Raw genomic sequence first — 12,532 nt, 5'->3', positions numbered from 1 at the left:
CCGTGACCGGCTGGAGGCGGACCCGCGGACTCGCGATCGCGGCCGCCCTCCTGCTGGTGCTCACCGCCTGCACACCCGGGTTCGGCGGGCTCAAGCTGCGGATCGCGGCGGGCAACTCCGGCGGCGTCTACTACAAGCTCGCCCAGACCCTCGCCAGCGCGTGGCAGACCGGCCTGGACGTCGACCGGCCGCAGGTGCTGCAGACCCAGGGCTCGCCGGACAACGTCGCCAAGGTGCTCGCCGGCGAGGCCGACGTCGCCTTCGTCGCGGCCGACGTCGCCGCGGCCCAGTACCAGGACCGGCCCGGTTTCGCCGCGCTCGCCCGGATCCACGACGACTACCTGCACGTCGTCGTCCGCTCCGACTCCGACATCCGGTCGGTGTCCCAGCTGAGGGGCCACCGGGTCGCGATCGGCTCACCGCAGTCCGGCGTCGAGTACATCGCCAACTGGCTGCTGAACCTGCTCGGGCTGCAGGACTCGGTCAGCACGACCACCCGCGGCCTCGACGAATCCGTCCTCGCGCTGCGCAACCACGAGGTCGACGCGTTCTTCTGGTCCGGCGGCCTGCCCACGCCGAAGCTGCTGGAGCCGGAGAACCAGGGCCGGCTGCACCTGCTCGACCTCGCCGACGTGATGCCGAAGGTGCAGGCACGCAGCCAGGTCTACAGCACCGCGACGATCCCGGCGAGCACGTACAAGGAGGTCCTCCCGGTGACGACGCTGGTGGTGCCGAACTTCCTGGTGGTCCCGAAGTCGATGCCGGACGACGTGGCCGAGGCCCTGGTGCGCGGCCTGTTCGACGCCCGCCACGAGCTGGCGAGCGCGAACTCGGCGGCCCTGTCGATCGACGTCCACCCGGGCATCGAGACCCAGCCGGTCCCGCTGCACCCGGGCGCGCTGCGGTATTACCGGTCGCAGAAGACCTAGGCCACCGGGAACACCATCGAGATCCGCAGCCCGCCACCCTCCGGCAGATCCAGCTCCAGCTCCCCGTCCGAATGCGCGACGATCTCGCTCACGATCGCCAGCCCCAGCCCCGACCCCGGCACGTTCTGGTGCGCCGGGCTGCGCCAGAACCGGTCCAGCGCCCGGTCGAGCTCGTCCGGGGGCAGCCCCGGCCCGTGGTCACGCACCGACAACCGCACGCGGTCACCCGAACGAGCGACCGCGATCAGGATCTCCGTGCCCGACGCGGTGAACTTCAGCGCGTTGTCCAGCAACGCGTCCAAGATCGTCTCGGCGCCCCGCGGCGGCATGCACACGCGCGCCCCGTCGCCCGACGTCTCCACCACCAGCCGCACGTCGCGGGCCTCGCCGACCACCGACCAGTCCGCGACGCGCTCCGCCACGGCCTCGTCCAGCACCACCGGGTCCAGCTCGCCGCCGGAGGCCTCGGCGCGGGCCATCGACAGCAGCCCGTCCAGGATCTGGTGCAGCCGGCCCGCGTCGACCCGGGCCGCCTCCAGGTCGGCGGCCGCCGGTTCGTCGTCGACGTGGCCCTCGAGGTTGCCCAGCCGGATCTTCAGCGCCGTCAGCGGGTTGCGCAGCTGGTGGGACGCGTCGGCGACGAACGCGCGCTGCGCCGCCAGCGCGCCCGACACGCTCGACGCCATCCGGTCGAACGAGCGGCCGAGCTGCCGCAGCTCCGGCGGCCCGCCGCTTTCCCCGACCGGCTCGGCCTCCCGGCCGCTGAGCACCGACGCCACCAGCGCACCGGTCGCGTCGTCGAGCCGGTGCACCGGCCGCAGGATCCAGCGGACCACCGGGACCGCCACGGCCAGGGCCAGGGTGAAGGCGAGGATCCCGCCCGCGGTGAGCAGCAGCCACCACCACAGCACGTCCGCGCGCTCCGCGCCGGTGTCGGACACGGTGAGCACCGCGCCGTGCACCTCGCCGTCGGCGAGCACCGGCTCGGCCAGCACCAGCGGCGTCGAATCCCACGGCATCAGCACCCCCGCGGGCTGGGACCGGCGCCCGGCCAGCGCCTCGTGGACCGGCCCGCTGATCCGCTCGTCGTCGAGGTCGATGTGCGGGGCGGACGGCACGAACGACGAGGCGAACACCTTGCCGTCCTGGTCGACGACCACCGCCTGGACGCCGTACACCTCGTGGTAGCGGGTCAAGTCGGGTTCGATCAGCGACGACTTGTTGTCCAGCAGCGGCCGCTGCGCCAGCGACGCGAACCGGGCCGTGTCGGTCAGCCGGTCGAGGAACAGGTCCTGCTGCGCGCCGGCCGCGATGCTCCTGGCCAGCGGGATGCCCAGGCCGAACACCAGCAACGCCACCAGCGTCAGCACGATGCCCTGCAGCCGGACGCGCACGCCCCTCAGCTCCGGGCGACCTGGCCGCCGAGCCGGTACCCGACCCCGCGGACCGTCTCGATGAGCGCCGGGCGGCCCAGCTTCGTCCGCAGCGTCGCGACGTGGACGTCCAGCGAACGGCTCTCCGCCGGGCCGCGGTGGCCCCACACCTCGGTGAGCACGTGCTCGCGCGAGCAGACCGCGCCGCGCGCGCCCGCCACCAGCGCCAGCACCTGGAACTCCTTGCGGGACAGCGCGACCGCCTTGCCGCCGACCAGCACCTCGTGCCGCGAGACGTCGACGGTGACGTCCCCGACCCGGATGACCACCGGCTCGGCGGCGGGGTGCTCCCCGCGGCGGCGGCGCACGGCCTCGACCCGGGCGAGCAGCTCCTCGACGTCGTAGGGCTTGACCAGGTAGTCGTCGGCGCCCGCGCGCAGGCCCTGGATCCGGTCGTCGACCTCGCCGCGCGCCGAGACGACGATGATCGCGACGTCGCTGACCGCGCGGATCTGGCGGCACAGCGTCACGCCGTCGATGTCCGGCAGGCCGAGGTCGAGCAGGATGACGTCGACCTCGTGCACCCGGTCGAGCACGCCGGCGCCGGTGGCCAGCCGGGCGATCGCCAGGCCACGGCGGGTCAGCGCCGGGATGAGCGCACCCGCGACCCGGTCGTCGTCCTCCACCAGCAGCACCCGCACCCGTCCGCCTCCCATGGTGACCTGCTCCACCGGCCGGTGACGCGAACTCTAGGACGTCCGGGCGGCTCCCGCACCGGCCACCCGGACGGTCACTCCCCGTGACCTCGGGTGGACACCCGCCAAATTGGACATCGATACTCACTTGAAACCCTAAGTATTGCTCAAGCGGCCTTGCCAGCCGGTAAAGCAACGGTAGGTTCTCGCCATCGCGTGGTGACCCATGCCCGATTTGCACGAACGACCCGGGAGGCCAGATGACCGCGGAGGTGGCGGCGCCGATGATCAAGGCGTCCGCCGTGAACAAGTACTTCGGCGACCTGCACGTGCTCAGGGAGATCACGCTCGAGGTGCCTCGCGGCCAGGTCGTCGTGGTGCTCGGCCCGTCGGGCTCGGGCAAGTCGACCCTGTGCCGGGCGATCAACCGGCTGGAGCCGATCAACTCGGGCGAGATCGCCGTCGACGGCGTCCCGCTGCCCGCCGAGGGCAAGGCACTGGCCGCGCTGCGGGCCGACGTCGGCATGGTGTTCCAGTCGTTCAACCTGTTCGCGCACAAGACCATCGTCGAGAACGTGATGCTCGCGCCGGTGAAGGTCCGCAAGACCCCGCAGGCCGAAGCGCGCAAGACCGCGATGGAGCTGCTGGAGCGGGTCGGCATCGCCAACCAGGCCGACAAGTACCCGGCGCAGCTTTCGGGTGGTCAGCAGCAGCGCGTCGCCATCGCGCGGGCGCTGGCCATGCGGCCCAAGGTCATGTTGTTCGACGAGCCGACCTCGGCACTGGACCCGGAGATGGTCCAGGAGGTCCTCGACGTGATGACCGGTCTGGCCAAGGACGGCATGACGATGCTCGTCGTCACCCACGAGATGGGCTTCGCCCGGAGGGCAGCCGATCGGGTGATCTTCATGGCCGACGGCGAGATCGTCGAGGACACGACACCCGAAGAGTTCTTCACCGCGCCGAAGAGCGAGCGCGCGAAGGACTTCCTCGGCAAGATCCTGACTCACTGAGAACCAACGTTCCGCGGCGCCGTCGGCGTCCGGGTGACGACACACAGGAGAGATTCACATGAGGATCCGCACCCTTGCGGTGGGACTGCTCGCCGGTGGCCTGGCGCTGACCACGCTGACCGCCTGTGGCAAGGAAGGCACGCCGACTTCGCCGGGCTCGGGCGACCAGAGCGGCACGAACGCCCCGGCGGCGCTGAGCTACCCGGTCGCGCAGGGCGTCGACCTGCAGGGCTCGCCGGTGTTCGCCAAGATGAAGTCGGCGGGCGCACTGACCGTCGGCGCCAAGGACGACCAGCCGGGCCTCGGCCTGAAGGACCCGACGACCGGCAAGTTCGGCGGCTTCGACATCGAGATCGCCAAGCTCGTCTCGGCCGGCCTCGGCTTCGACCCGGAGAAGATCACCTTCCGCACGGTCGACTCGGGTGCCCGTGAGCAGACGATCGCGAACGGCGACGTGAACTACTACGTCGGCACGTACTCGATCACCGACAAGCGCAAGGCGCTCGTCTCCTTCGCCGGCCCGTACTTCGTCGCCGGCCAGGACCTGCTGGTGCGCAAGGACGACAGCTCGATCACCGGCAAGGACACCCTCAAGGGCAAGAAGGTCTGCTCGGTCACCGGCTCGACCCCGATCCAGAAGGTCCGCTCGGAGAACCTGACCGAGCCGGGCAACATCGTCGAGTTCCAGAAGTACTCGCAGTGCGTCGAGAAGCTGCTGTCGAAGGACGTCGACGCGGTCACCACCGACGACGCGATCCTCAAGGGCTACGCGGCCCAGGACCCGGACAACCTGAAGGTCGTCGGCCAGACGTTCTCCACGGAGAAGTACGGCATCGGCCTGAACAAGGACGACAAGGTCCTGCGCGACAAGGTCAACGAGATCCTGCAGAAGGCGCTGGACGACGGCACCTGGGACAAGATCTACGCCGCGACGCTCGGCAAGTCGGGTTCGCCCGCCAAGAAGCCGACCCTCGAGAAGTACTGACGCTCGCGTGACGGCCGGTGGATCGGGCTTCCCGGTCCACCGGCCTTCTCCATCCACCACCTGACCACGGACGCGGGGAAGGCTCCATGGACGTCCTGCTCAACAACCTGGACCTGTTCGGTCCGTTCTTCCTCACCACGATCGAACTGTTCCTGCTCTCGGCCGTGGGCAGCCTGATCTGGGGCACCATCCTGGCCATGCTGCGGGTGAGCCCGGTCCCCGTCTTCCGCGCCGTCGGCACGGCGTACGTGACGATCGCCCGGAACACGCCGCTCACCCTGGTGTTCGCGTTCTTCGTGTTCGCGTACCCGCTGCTGGACATCGTCAAGCTCGACTACTTCCCGGCCGCCGTGACCGCCCTGATCGTGTACACCTCGGCGTTCATCTGCGAGGTCGTGCGCTCGGGCATCAACACCGTGCCGGTGGGCCAGGCCGAGGCGGGCCGGGCGCTGGGGCTGACCTTCGGCCAGATCCTCGGCCAGGTCGTGCTGCCGCAGGCGCTGCGCTCGGTCGTCCCCCCGCTGATCAGCACGCTGATCGCGTTGCTAAAGAACACCACCATCGCGGCCGGTTTCTCGGTCGCCGAGGCCGGCGCGATCCGCTCGTACCTGTCCGAACGCGGTGAGAACCAGCTGATCGGGCTGCTGTGGGTCGCGCTCGGCTTCATCATCCTGGTCGCCGTGCTGTCGTTCGTCCAACGCAGCCTGGAGAAGCGCTGGAGCGTGGCCCGATGAGCAACGTCCTGTTCGACGTCCCGGGGCCGAAGGCGCGGCTGCGGTACCGCACGTACGCGGTGCTCGGCACGCTCGTGGTTCTCGCGTTCGTCGCCTACATCGGGTGGCGCTTCTACGACAGCGGCCAGTTCACCGCCCGCAAGTGGGAGTGGCTGCAGTACGCGCAGGTGCAGCGCGACCTGGGCAACGCGGTGCTCTCGACGCTCCAGGCGTTCGCCGCCGCGGCCGTGCTGGCGCTGATCTTCGGTGCGATCTTCGCGGCCGGCCGGCTGTCGGACCACGCCTGGGTCCGCCGGATCTCCGGGTTCGTCGTCGAGTTCTTCCGCGCCATCCCCGCGCTGATCCTGATGTTCCTCTTCTACTTCGGCCTGCCGACCGTCGGCGTGCCGACGAGCCCGTTCCTCGGCGTGGTCCTCGGCCTGACGCTGTACAACGGCTCGGTGCTGGCCGAGGTCTTCCGCGCGGGCATCCAGTCGCTGCCGAAGGGCCAGAGCGAAGCCGCGTACGCGCTGGGCATGCGCAAGACCCAGGTGATGTTCCTGGTCCTGCTGCCGCAGGCGATCCGGGCGATGCTGCCGACGATCATCAGCCAGCTCGTCGTCCTGCTGAAGGACACCGCGCTCGGCTTCATCATCACCTATCAGGAGCTGCTCTACTACGCCCGCTACATCGGTTCGCAGGGCACGTTCGGGCGGCCGATCGTGCCGTCGACGATCGTGGCGACCGCCATCTACGTCGTGATGTGCCTGCTGCTGACGGCGCTGGCGACGTACCTGGAGCGGCGCAACCGCCGCAACAAGAAGGTCGTGGCCGCCCCGCCCGCCGCGACCGACGACCTCGTGGCCGCTTCGGCCTGAGTCACCCGTTCGAGGCCCCCGGGACACGTCCCGGGGGCCTTGTCGTGTCCCGGGGTGTCCCCTAGCGTCGGCGGCATGGGTGTCGCACTGGTGACCGGCAGTTCCCGCGGCCTAGGCCGGGTGATCGCGCGCCGGCTGGCCCGCGACGGGTTCGCCGTCGCGGTCAACGGCCGCCACGACGACGCCGACCTCGAATCGGCCGCCGAGGGCATCCTCGCCGAGGGCGGCCGCGCTTCGGCCTTCGCGGCGGACGTCACCGACCGGCGCCAGGTCGGCGAGCTGGTCGACGCGGTCACGGCGGTGCTGGGCCCGATCGGCGTGCTGGTGCTCAACGCCACCGGCCCGCGGCCGGAAGCGCCGCTGTCCGGAGTGGATTGGCCGGATCACCTGGCCCAGCTGGACTTCTTCGTGCGGTCGCCGGTGCTGCTGGGCCACGCGGTGCTGCCGGGGATGCGCGCCCGCCGCCACGGCCGCATCGTGCACGTCGACTCGGAGGTGGCGGACCGCCCGCCACCCGGCCGCTCGGCGTACGCGACGGCCAAGAGCGCCCAGATCGGCCTGGTCCGCGCGTGGGCGCGCGAGCTGGCTCCGGACGGCATCACGGTCAACACGGTGGCGCCGGGGTTCATCCCGGTGGAGCGGCACGCGGAGGTGCCGGAGGCTGAGCGTGCGGCCTACCTGGCCTTGGTCCCGGCGGGCCGACTGGGCACCCCGGAGGACGTGGCCGCGGCGGTGAGTTTCTTCGCCTCGGAGGAGGCGGCCTTCGTCACCGGCCAGCGCCTGCTGGTCGACGGCGGCCGCGCGCTCGGTTAGCCGTCGGTTTTCTTCAGTTCTTCGGCGAGCATCACGATGATGCCGCTGGGGCCGCGGACATAGGTGAGCTTGTAGACGTCCTCGTAGGTCGCCACGCCCCGAAGCGGAAAGCAGCCGTGCTTCGCGGCTGTCTCGAGGGCTTTGTCGATGTCGTCGACGGAGAAGGCCACGCGGTGCATGCCGATCTCGTTCGGAAGAGTGGGCGTCGTTTCGATCGCTTCGGGATGGATGTACTCGAAGAGCTCGAGGCGGCCGCGACCGTCCGGCGTCTGAAGCATGGCAATGCGGGCGTGGTTCCCATCGAGACCGACGGCAGTGTCGGTCCACTCACCACTGACCGTGTCGCGGCCGACGACGGTGAGCCCCAGATCGGTGAAGAAGGCGATCGTGGCTTCGAGGTCGCGAACGGCGATGCCGACGTTCTCCAGTTTGATGGCCATGCTGGGCATGTTAACGAGCCAAGGCGAGGATCCCGTCCGTGTCGTGGGCGAGGAAGTCACCGAACGGAACCAGGCGTCCGAGGTCGAAGTTCCGGCGGGCGATGTCGGGCCGCAGCACCATCAGCTCCGGCGTCACCGTCACCGGAGTCGGCCCGCCGGTCACGATGTCGTCGAGGTCGGTGTCGAGCGCGGGCCCCCAGCGGTCGACCACCAGCGCCACCGCGGACGGCCCGGTCGCCCGGAACTCGGCCAGCAACGGGCGGATCACCGTGTCCTGTCCCTTCCGGTATACCGGAAGGCCGAAGCCGTCGAGGTCGTAGTCCTCGACGACCACGTCGCCGAGGCGCGTCAGCGTGCAGGTGACGCCGGCGTCCTCGTCGCCCGTCATCCAGTACTGGAACGTGAACTGCTTGCCTTCCGGCAGCGCGCTCATCGCGGCGAGCAGGCCCTCCCGATCCATTTCGACCTGCTCGCCGATCGTCTCCCACTCCCCGCTGATCGCAGTGATCCGGCCGGTGCGGACATGCCGCAACACCATCCCCCGCGCCGCCAGCAAATCCACCCGCCGCCGCACCTGCTTCAACGACCAATCCCGCCGATACAGCCGCACGAATCCGTAAGTCATTCCGACCCGGCCAGGGCGAGGATCCCGTCCGTGTCGCGGGCGAGGAAGTCACCGAACGGAACCAGGCGTCCGAGGTCGAAGTTCCGGCGGGCGATGTCAGGCCGCAGCACCATCAGCTCCGGCACCACGGTGACCGGAGTCGGCCCGCCGGTCACGATGTCGTCGAGGTCGGTGTCGAGCGCGGGCCCCCAGCGGTCGACGACCAGCCCGACCGCGGACGGCCCGGTCGCCCGGAACTCGGCCAGCAACGGGCGGATCACCGTGTCCTGTCCCTTCCGGTATACCGGACCGCCGAAGCCGTCGAGGCCGTAGTCCTCGACGACCACGTCGCCGAGCCGCGTCAGCGTGCACACGACGTCGGCGTCCTCGTCGTCGGCCATCCAGTACTGGAAGGTGAAGTGCTTCCCGTCCAGCCTGATCATGGCGGCCAGCAGGCTTTCCCGGTCCATTTCGACTTGCTCGCCGCAGGTTTCCCACTCCCCGCTGAGCGCGGTGATCCGCCCGGTCCGGAGGTGGCCCAGCACCATCCCGGCCGCCGCGAGCGAGTCCACCCGGCGGTGCACCTGCTCCGGTGACCAGTCCCGCCGGTACAGCCGTACGCTTCCGTAGGTCATCCCTGCTCCCCCGATACGTCCTCTGCGGACGAAGTTTTCCCTTCGGCAACCTTCCGCTGCGCGTGGTGCAGCACGGCGAGCACCCCGAGGACCAGCGCGAGCGCCACCCCCAGCGCGGCCCACATCGCGACGTGCAGCTGCAGCAGCCCGCCCGCGAAGGCCCCGGCGAGCATGGCACCCACGGCGGCGACCTTCCGCAGCGGGTGCGACCCCGGCCCACCGGCGGCCTTCGAGTCGGCCGCGAAGCCGGTCAGCGTCATCGTCAGCACGGTCGTCGTCAGGTCGGGCGCGCCGATCCGCCGGACGGCCGCGTTCTGCAGCCCCATCGCCAGCCCGAGCACGACGATCAGCAGTTCGGCGCCCAGCCGGGTGCCGCCGCCGAGGGTCGCCGACAGCGCGACGGCCACCGCGATCAGCGCCGCCTGCACCGCGGTCGCCTGCCGCAGGGCGTCGTGGTCGTCCTCGCGCCGGGCCAGCCGCCCGCCGGCGAGCGCGCCGGCCAAGAACGCGAGCACGGCGGTCAGCGACGCGAGCACCGACAGCGTCGTCTCCCCCGCCGCGGCGAACCCGAGGAACACGACGTTCCCGGTCATGTTGGCGACGAAGACCCGGCCCAGCCCGAGGAAGCTGACGGCGTCGACCACCCCGGTGACGACGGTCAGCGTCAGCAGCAGCGCGGCCAGGTCCCGCGGTTTCGGTGGTGCCATGCCTGCATTCAACACCGGCCGCCCGACATTTCCAAATCAATATTCGAGATACCGTTTAAGAAACCACGAAGCGCCTTCGCCGCGCGAAGCAGCTTCGCAGCCTTCGCAGCCCTTCGCACGCTGATTCTGTTGTCACACAGGCGGAACACCGACCTCCTTGCGGTGAATTCGCGCGCGGCGGCCGTCGTTTTGTCGGAGGTCACCCCTACCGTCCGTGGCATGACCGAAAAGAGCACGGTGCGCACCCGGGAAATGGCATACGAACTCAAGGGCCAGCGCGAGCTGAACGGGATGACCCTGCGCGAGATGGCCCGCCGCGCGGACTGGTCGGCGTCGAAGGTGTCGGCCTGGGAGAACGGCCGCCGCATCTCGGCGATCGACGCCGCCATCTACCTCGCCCACTGCGGGACCAAGGCCGCCGAACGCGCGCGGCTCCTCGAGCTGGTCAAGCCGCCCGGCGACCTCTACTGGGTGCGGCCCTACTTCGACAAGCTCGTCGACCCGATGAAGTCGCTGATCGTCCAGGAGAACCTGGCCGAGACGATCACCTCGCACAGCCCGACCGCCATCCCGGGCATGTTGCAGACCGAAGACTACGTGCGGGAGCTCTACGAACTGACCGGGCGCTACACCGCGGACCGGCTGAAGCTCCTCGTGCAGGCCCGACTCGACCGGCAGCAGCTCCTGCAGCGGCCCAACCCGCCGCGCTGCCGCTACTTCGTCTACGAGCGCAGCCTCCGGACCATCGTCCGCGATCCGGCGCTGATGCACGATCAGCTGCAGTACCTGGTGCTGTCGACCAACCTGCCGCACTGCACCATCCGGGTCCTGCCGGAAACCGCGCTCCCCTACCACCTCGTGGGCAGCCGGTTCACCATCTTGGAGTTTCCCGAACACCTGCCGGTGGTCTACGAGGAAACCTACGCGGCCGGCCTGTTCATCGACGACCGGATCGCGGTCGAGGCGTTCTACGTCCTGGCCACGAGGCTGGAACAAGCCGCCCTATCCGAGGGAGAATCCAGGGAGGTGCTCATCCGGCTGGCGGACGAGTTCGAGCGCATGAAGGAGTGACCGATGGCGGGCCGCGAACGGAAGTGGTTCAAGAGCAGTCACAGCGATGCCGACACCGAACACAGCACCTGCGTCGAGATTGCCCTCGAGTCCCGAACCACCGCGGTCCGCGACTCGAAGGCGCCCGCCGCCGGGCACCTGACCGTCCCCCACCCCGCGTGGAGCGCTCTGCTCAGCTCCCTGCGCTGACCCGCTCCCCGTCCCGCCAGACCGCCCGGATCCGCCCGGGCAGGTCGGTCACGTCGAGATCCGTGCCGTCCAGCAGCACCAGGTCGGCCCGCAACCCCGGCTCGATCCGGCCGCGGTCGTCGTCGAGGCGGAGCAGCCGGGCGGCTTCGCCGAGTACCACGGCCAAGAGCCGTAGCTCAGTCGTCAAGTCGACATGGGGGCGCGGAGCAAGGTCGGAACCAGCGGCGACACGGACCCCGGCTTCCACCGCGAACCGCAGCGAGCGGAGGCGCGGCTCGGCGAACTCGCTGTCATTGATCGGCGAAAGCGTAAGGCGCCGGCCCGTCGCAGTGAATGACTCATTCCTGACGTCAGACGCCAGGAATGAGTCATTCACTGCGTCGAGGCGGGGTGAAGCTCAAGCGGGCGCCCGCATCGCCCCGCTCGCGCCGACCTTGATCCAGTCGGCGCCCGCCCGCACCATCCGGCGGACGGCCGCGCGCGCCGCGTCCGGCCCGTCGAACACCGGGTCGGGCAGCGACGGGTCCCCGTAGTGGTCGACGGCGCCCGCGGGCGGCTCCCAGCTGTCGCCGAGCCCTCCGGTCGGCCCCAGTTGACGCAGGCTGATCAGCAGGTCCGGCCCGGTGAGCCACCCTTCGCGAAGGGCGTGCTTGACCCCGGCGTCGGCGCCCCAGGCGTCCCGGACGGTGGTGATCCCGCGCGCCAGCAGCCCGCGCGGCACCGGCACGGCCTCGAGGATCCGGGCGCTGCGCGGCAACGGCTCCGGCCGCGGGAAGGCCACGTGCACGTGGCAGTCGATGAGCCCGGGGATCAGCAAGCCCCCGGAGCAGTCGACGCGCGGGCCGTCCAGGCCCAGGCCGACCTCGGCGATGCGTGAGCCGTCCAGCCGCACGTCCGCGCGGGTGCTCTCCCCGGTTTCGGGATCGAACACGCGCGCCCCACCCAGCACCGTCACCGGAGGTCCTTGCGGTAGATCAGGAAATCGCACGGCGTGGCCAGCGACGGCGCGAGGTGCGGGTAGTCCTCGGCGAGATCGGCGCGGTGCGTCACGCGGTAGCCGAGCCGGCCGTACCACTCGGCCAGGAACTGCTTCGACGGATGCGTCCAGTCTCGCGGCACGAGCAGCTCGAGCTGCATCTCCCGGCACCCGGCGTCCCGGCTCACCCGCTCGGCGAACCGCACGAGCTCCCGCCCGACACCGGTCCCCCGCCGCGCGGGGTCGGCGGCGAGCATGCCGAACTCCCCGGTCGCCTCGTCGAGCCGCTGGATCCGCACCGACCCGGCGACATCGCCTTCGACGAAGGCAACGGCGATCTCCCCGGCCGCCACGAACCCGGCGACCTCGGCGACGGACGTCCGGTCGGTGCTCCCGAGCCAGAGCCCCTTCTCGGATTCGGCGTAGACCTGGTTGACCAGCGCCGTGACCCGTTCGATCACGGCGTGGTCAGCCGACGGCGGCAGCAGTGCGATCTCCATGTCCCCACCAT

Annotated in this window: 18 protein-coding genes; 8 read left to right on the top strand and 10 right to left on the bottom strand. The window is 70.5% G+C overall.

The window, feature by feature from the left end; all coding sequences use genetic code 11:
* The first annotated feature begins 2 nt into the window (after positions 1 to 2).
* Positions 3 to 929, top strand: a complete 927-nt coding sequence (locus ACFPLC_RS27315) for a TAXI family TRAP transporter solute-binding subunit (protein ID WP_378202919.1) — start codon at positions 3 to 5, stop codon at positions 927 to 929.
* Here ACFPLC_RS27315 and ACFPLC_RS27310 read toward each other — a convergent pair.
* A complete protein-coding gene (locus ACFPLC_RS27310; RefSeq protein WP_378202922.1) occupies positions 926 to 2,323 on the bottom strand; it encodes a sensor histidine kinase in 1,398 nt (465 codons plus the stop codon). The genes ACFPLC_RS27315 and ACFPLC_RS27310 overlap by 4 nt on opposite strands.
* Positions 2,324 to 2,328: 5 nt before the next feature.
* A complete protein-coding gene (locus ACFPLC_RS27305) occupies positions 2,329 to 3,003 on the bottom strand; it encodes a response regulator transcription factor (protein WP_191311144.1) in 675 nt (224 codons plus the stop codon).
* 278 nt (positions 3,004 to 3,281) lie between these two features.
* On the opposite strand from ACFPLC_RS27305, the gene ACFPLC_RS27300 reads away from it, so the two are divergent.
* The 5 genes from ACFPLC_RS27300 to ACFPLC_RS27280 all read left to right on the top strand — a co-directional run bounded on the left by ACFPLC_RS27300 (position 3,282) and on the right by ACFPLC_RS27280 (position 7,399).
* The gene (locus ACFPLC_RS27300; protein WP_361099240.1) at positions 3,282 to 4,010 is read left to right on the top strand and encodes an amino acid ABC transporter ATP-binding protein; all 729 of its coding nucleotides are present in this window, start codon (positions 3,282 to 3,284) and stop codon (positions 4,008 to 4,010) included.
* 58 nt (positions 4,011 to 4,068) lie between these two features.
* A complete protein-coding gene (locus ACFPLC_RS27295) occupies positions 4,069 to 4,995 on the top strand; it encodes a glutamate ABC transporter substrate-binding protein (RefSeq protein WP_378202923.1) in 927 nt (308 codons plus the stop codon).
* Positions 4,996 to 5,081: 86 nt separating this feature from the next.
* Positions 5,082 to 5,729 (top strand): amino acid ABC transporter permease, encoded by a 648-nt coding sequence (locus ACFPLC_RS27290; RefSeq protein WP_378202926.1) that lies wholly within the window; start codon positions 5,082 to 5,084, stop codon positions 5,727 to 5,729.
* Positions 5,726 to 6,586, top strand: a complete 861-nt coding sequence (locus tag ACFPLC_RS27285) for an amino acid ABC transporter permease (protein ID WP_378202929.1) — start codon at positions 5,726 to 5,728, stop codon at positions 6,584 to 6,586. Before ACFPLC_RS27290 ends, ACFPLC_RS27285 begins: the two co-directional genes overlap by 4 nt.
* A gap of 75 nt (positions 6,587 to 6,661) precedes the next feature.
* The gene (locus ACFPLC_RS27280) at positions 6,662 to 7,399 is read left to right on the top strand and encodes an SDR family NAD(P)-dependent oxidoreductase (protein WP_378202932.1); all 738 of its coding nucleotides are present in this window, start codon (positions 6,662 to 6,664) and stop codon (positions 7,397 to 7,399) included.
* Here the strand turns inward: ACFPLC_RS27280 and ACFPLC_RS27275 are convergent.
* Genes ACFPLC_RS27275 through ACFPLC_RS27255 form a run of 5 tightly spaced genes read right to left on the bottom strand, consistent with a single transcriptional unit; the run spans position 7,396 to position 10,030 of the window.
* Positions 7,396 to 7,839 (bottom strand): VOC family protein, encoded by a 444-nt coding sequence (locus tag ACFPLC_RS27275; RefSeq protein ID WP_378202935.1) that lies wholly within the window; start codon positions 7,837 to 7,839, stop codon positions 7,396 to 7,398. The genes ACFPLC_RS27280 and ACFPLC_RS27275 overlap by 4 nt on opposite strands.
* A gap of 10 nt (positions 7,840 to 7,849) precedes the next feature.
* Positions 7,850 to 8,464, bottom strand: a complete 615-nt coding sequence (locus ACFPLC_RS27270; protein ID WP_378235952.1) for a hypothetical protein — start codon at positions 8,462 to 8,464, stop codon at positions 7,850 to 7,852.
* Positions 8,461 to 9,078 carry a hypothetical protein gene (locus ACFPLC_RS27265; RefSeq protein ID WP_378202941.1) on the bottom strand — a complete coding sequence of 206 codons (618 nt, stop codon included), beginning with the start codon at positions 9,076 to 9,078 and terminating at the stop codon, positions 8,461 to 8,463. Before ACFPLC_RS27265 ends, ACFPLC_RS27270 begins: the two co-directional genes overlap by 4 nt.
* On the bottom strand, positions 9,075 to 9,785 hold the full coding sequence (locus ACFPLC_RS27260) for a YoaK family protein (RefSeq protein WP_378202944.1): 711 nt from the start codon (positions 9,783 to 9,785) through the stop codon (positions 9,075 to 9,077). Before ACFPLC_RS27260 ends, ACFPLC_RS27265 begins: the two co-directional genes overlap by 4 nt.
* A gap of 8 nt (positions 9,786 to 9,793) precedes the next feature.
* Entirely contained in the window at positions 9,794 to 10,030 is a 237-nt protein-coding gene (locus tag ACFPLC_RS27255) for a hypothetical protein (RefSeq protein ID WP_378235950.1), read from the bottom strand.
* Here ACFPLC_RS27255 and ACFPLC_RS27250 point away from each other — a divergent pair.
* Together ACFPLC_RS27250 and ACFPLC_RS27245 are read left to right on the top strand one after the other, a co-directional pair.
* The gene (locus ACFPLC_RS27250; protein WP_378202947.1) at positions 10,005 to 10,856 is read left to right on the top strand and encodes a helix-turn-helix domain-containing protein; all 852 of its coding nucleotides are present in this window, start codon (positions 10,005 to 10,007) and stop codon (positions 10,854 to 10,856) included. The genes ACFPLC_RS27255 and ACFPLC_RS27250 overlap by 26 nt on opposite strands.
* A gap of 3 nt (positions 10,857 to 10,859) precedes the next feature.
* The gene (locus tag ACFPLC_RS27245; protein ID WP_378202950.1) at positions 10,860 to 11,045 is read left to right on the top strand and encodes a DUF397 domain-containing protein; all 186 of its coding nucleotides are present in this window, start codon (positions 10,860 to 10,862) and stop codon (positions 11,043 to 11,045) included.
* Here ACFPLC_RS27245 and ACFPLC_RS27240 read toward each other — a convergent pair.
* The 3 genes from ACFPLC_RS27240 to ACFPLC_RS27230 all read right to left on the bottom strand — a co-directional run bounded on the left by ACFPLC_RS27240 (position 11,029) and on the right by ACFPLC_RS27230 (position 12,521).
* The gene (locus ACFPLC_RS27240) at positions 11,029 to 11,232 is read right to left on the bottom strand and encodes an amidohydrolase family protein (protein WP_378202953.1); all 204 of its coding nucleotides are present in this window, start codon (positions 11,230 to 11,232) and stop codon (positions 11,029 to 11,031) included. The genes ACFPLC_RS27245 and ACFPLC_RS27240 overlap by 17 nt on opposite strands.
* A gap of 210 nt (positions 11,233 to 11,442) precedes the next feature.
* Entirely contained in the window at positions 11,443 to 12,000 is a 558-nt protein-coding gene (locus ACFPLC_RS27235) for an amidohydrolase family protein (protein ID WP_378202956.1), read from the bottom strand.
* Positions 11,997 to 12,521: a GNAT family N-acetyltransferase gene (locus ACFPLC_RS27230; protein ID WP_378202959.1), complete on the bottom strand. Its 525-nt coding sequence runs from the start codon at positions 12,519 to 12,521 to the stop codon at positions 11,997 to 11,999. The genes ACFPLC_RS27235 and ACFPLC_RS27230 overlap by 4 nt, the downstream gene beginning before the upstream one ends.
* Between the last annotated feature and the right edge of the window lie 11 nt (positions 12,522 to 12,532).

Source organism: Amycolatopsis plumensis, from assembly GCF_042652605.1.
In the GTDB taxonomy this organism is placed as follows: domain Bacteria; phylum Actinomycetota; class Actinomycetes; order Mycobacteriales; family Pseudonocardiaceae; genus Amycolatopsis; species Amycolatopsis plumensis.
The sequence above is the reverse complement of the archived record's forward strand: the minus strand, read 5'-3'. Positions and strand labels throughout refer to the sequence as shown.

Bases quoted from the DNA above. Each gene is read 5' to 3' on its own strand.
- ACFPLC_RS27300 (WP_361099240.1), top strand. From the start codon at position 3,282: ATGATCAAGGCGTCCGCCGTGAACAAGTACTTCGGCGACCTGCACGTG.
- ACFPLC_RS27295 (WP_378202923.1), top strand. From the start codon at position 4,069: ATGAGGATCCGCACCCTTGCGGTGGGACTGCTCGCCGGTGGCCTGGCG.
- ACFPLC_RS27290 (WP_378202926.1), top strand. From the start codon at position 5,082: ATGGACGTCCTGCTCAACAACCTGGACCTGTTCGGTCCGTTCTTCCTC.
- ACFPLC_RS27285 (WP_378202929.1), top strand. From the start codon at position 5,726: ATGAGCAACGTCCTGTTCGACGTCCCGGGGCCGAAGGCGCGGCTGCGG.
- ACFPLC_RS27280 (WP_378202932.1), top strand. From the start codon at position 6,662: ATGGGTGTCGCACTGGTGACCGGCAGTTCCCGCGGCCTAGGCCGGGTG.
- ACFPLC_RS27275 (WP_378202935.1), bottom strand. From the start codon at position 7,839: ATGGCCATCAAACTGGAGAACGTCGGCATCGCCGTTCGCGACCTCGAA.
- ACFPLC_RS27270 (WP_378235952.1), bottom strand. From the start codon at position 8,464: ATGACTTACGGATTCGTGCGGCTGTATCGGCGGGATTGGTCGTTGAAG.
- ACFPLC_RS27265 (WP_378202941.1), bottom strand. From the start codon at position 9,078: ATGACCTACGGAAGCGTACGGCTGTACCGGCGGGACTGGTCACCGGAG.
- ACFPLC_RS27260 (WP_378202944.1), bottom strand. From the start codon at position 9,785: ATGGCACCACCGAAACCGCGGGACCTGGCCGCGCTGCTGCTGACGCTG.
- ACFPLC_RS27250 (WP_378202947.1), top strand. From the start codon at position 10,005: ATGACCGAAAAGAGCACGGTGCGCACCCGGGAAATGGCATACGAACTC.
- ACFPLC_RS27245 (WP_378202950.1), top strand. From the start codon at position 10,860: ATGGCGGGCCGCGAACGGAAGTGGTTCAAGAGCAGTCACAGCGATGCC.
- ACFPLC_RS27230 (WP_378202959.1), bottom strand. From the start codon at position 12,521: ATGGAGATCGCACTGCTGCCGCCGTCGGCTGACCACGCCGTGATCGAA.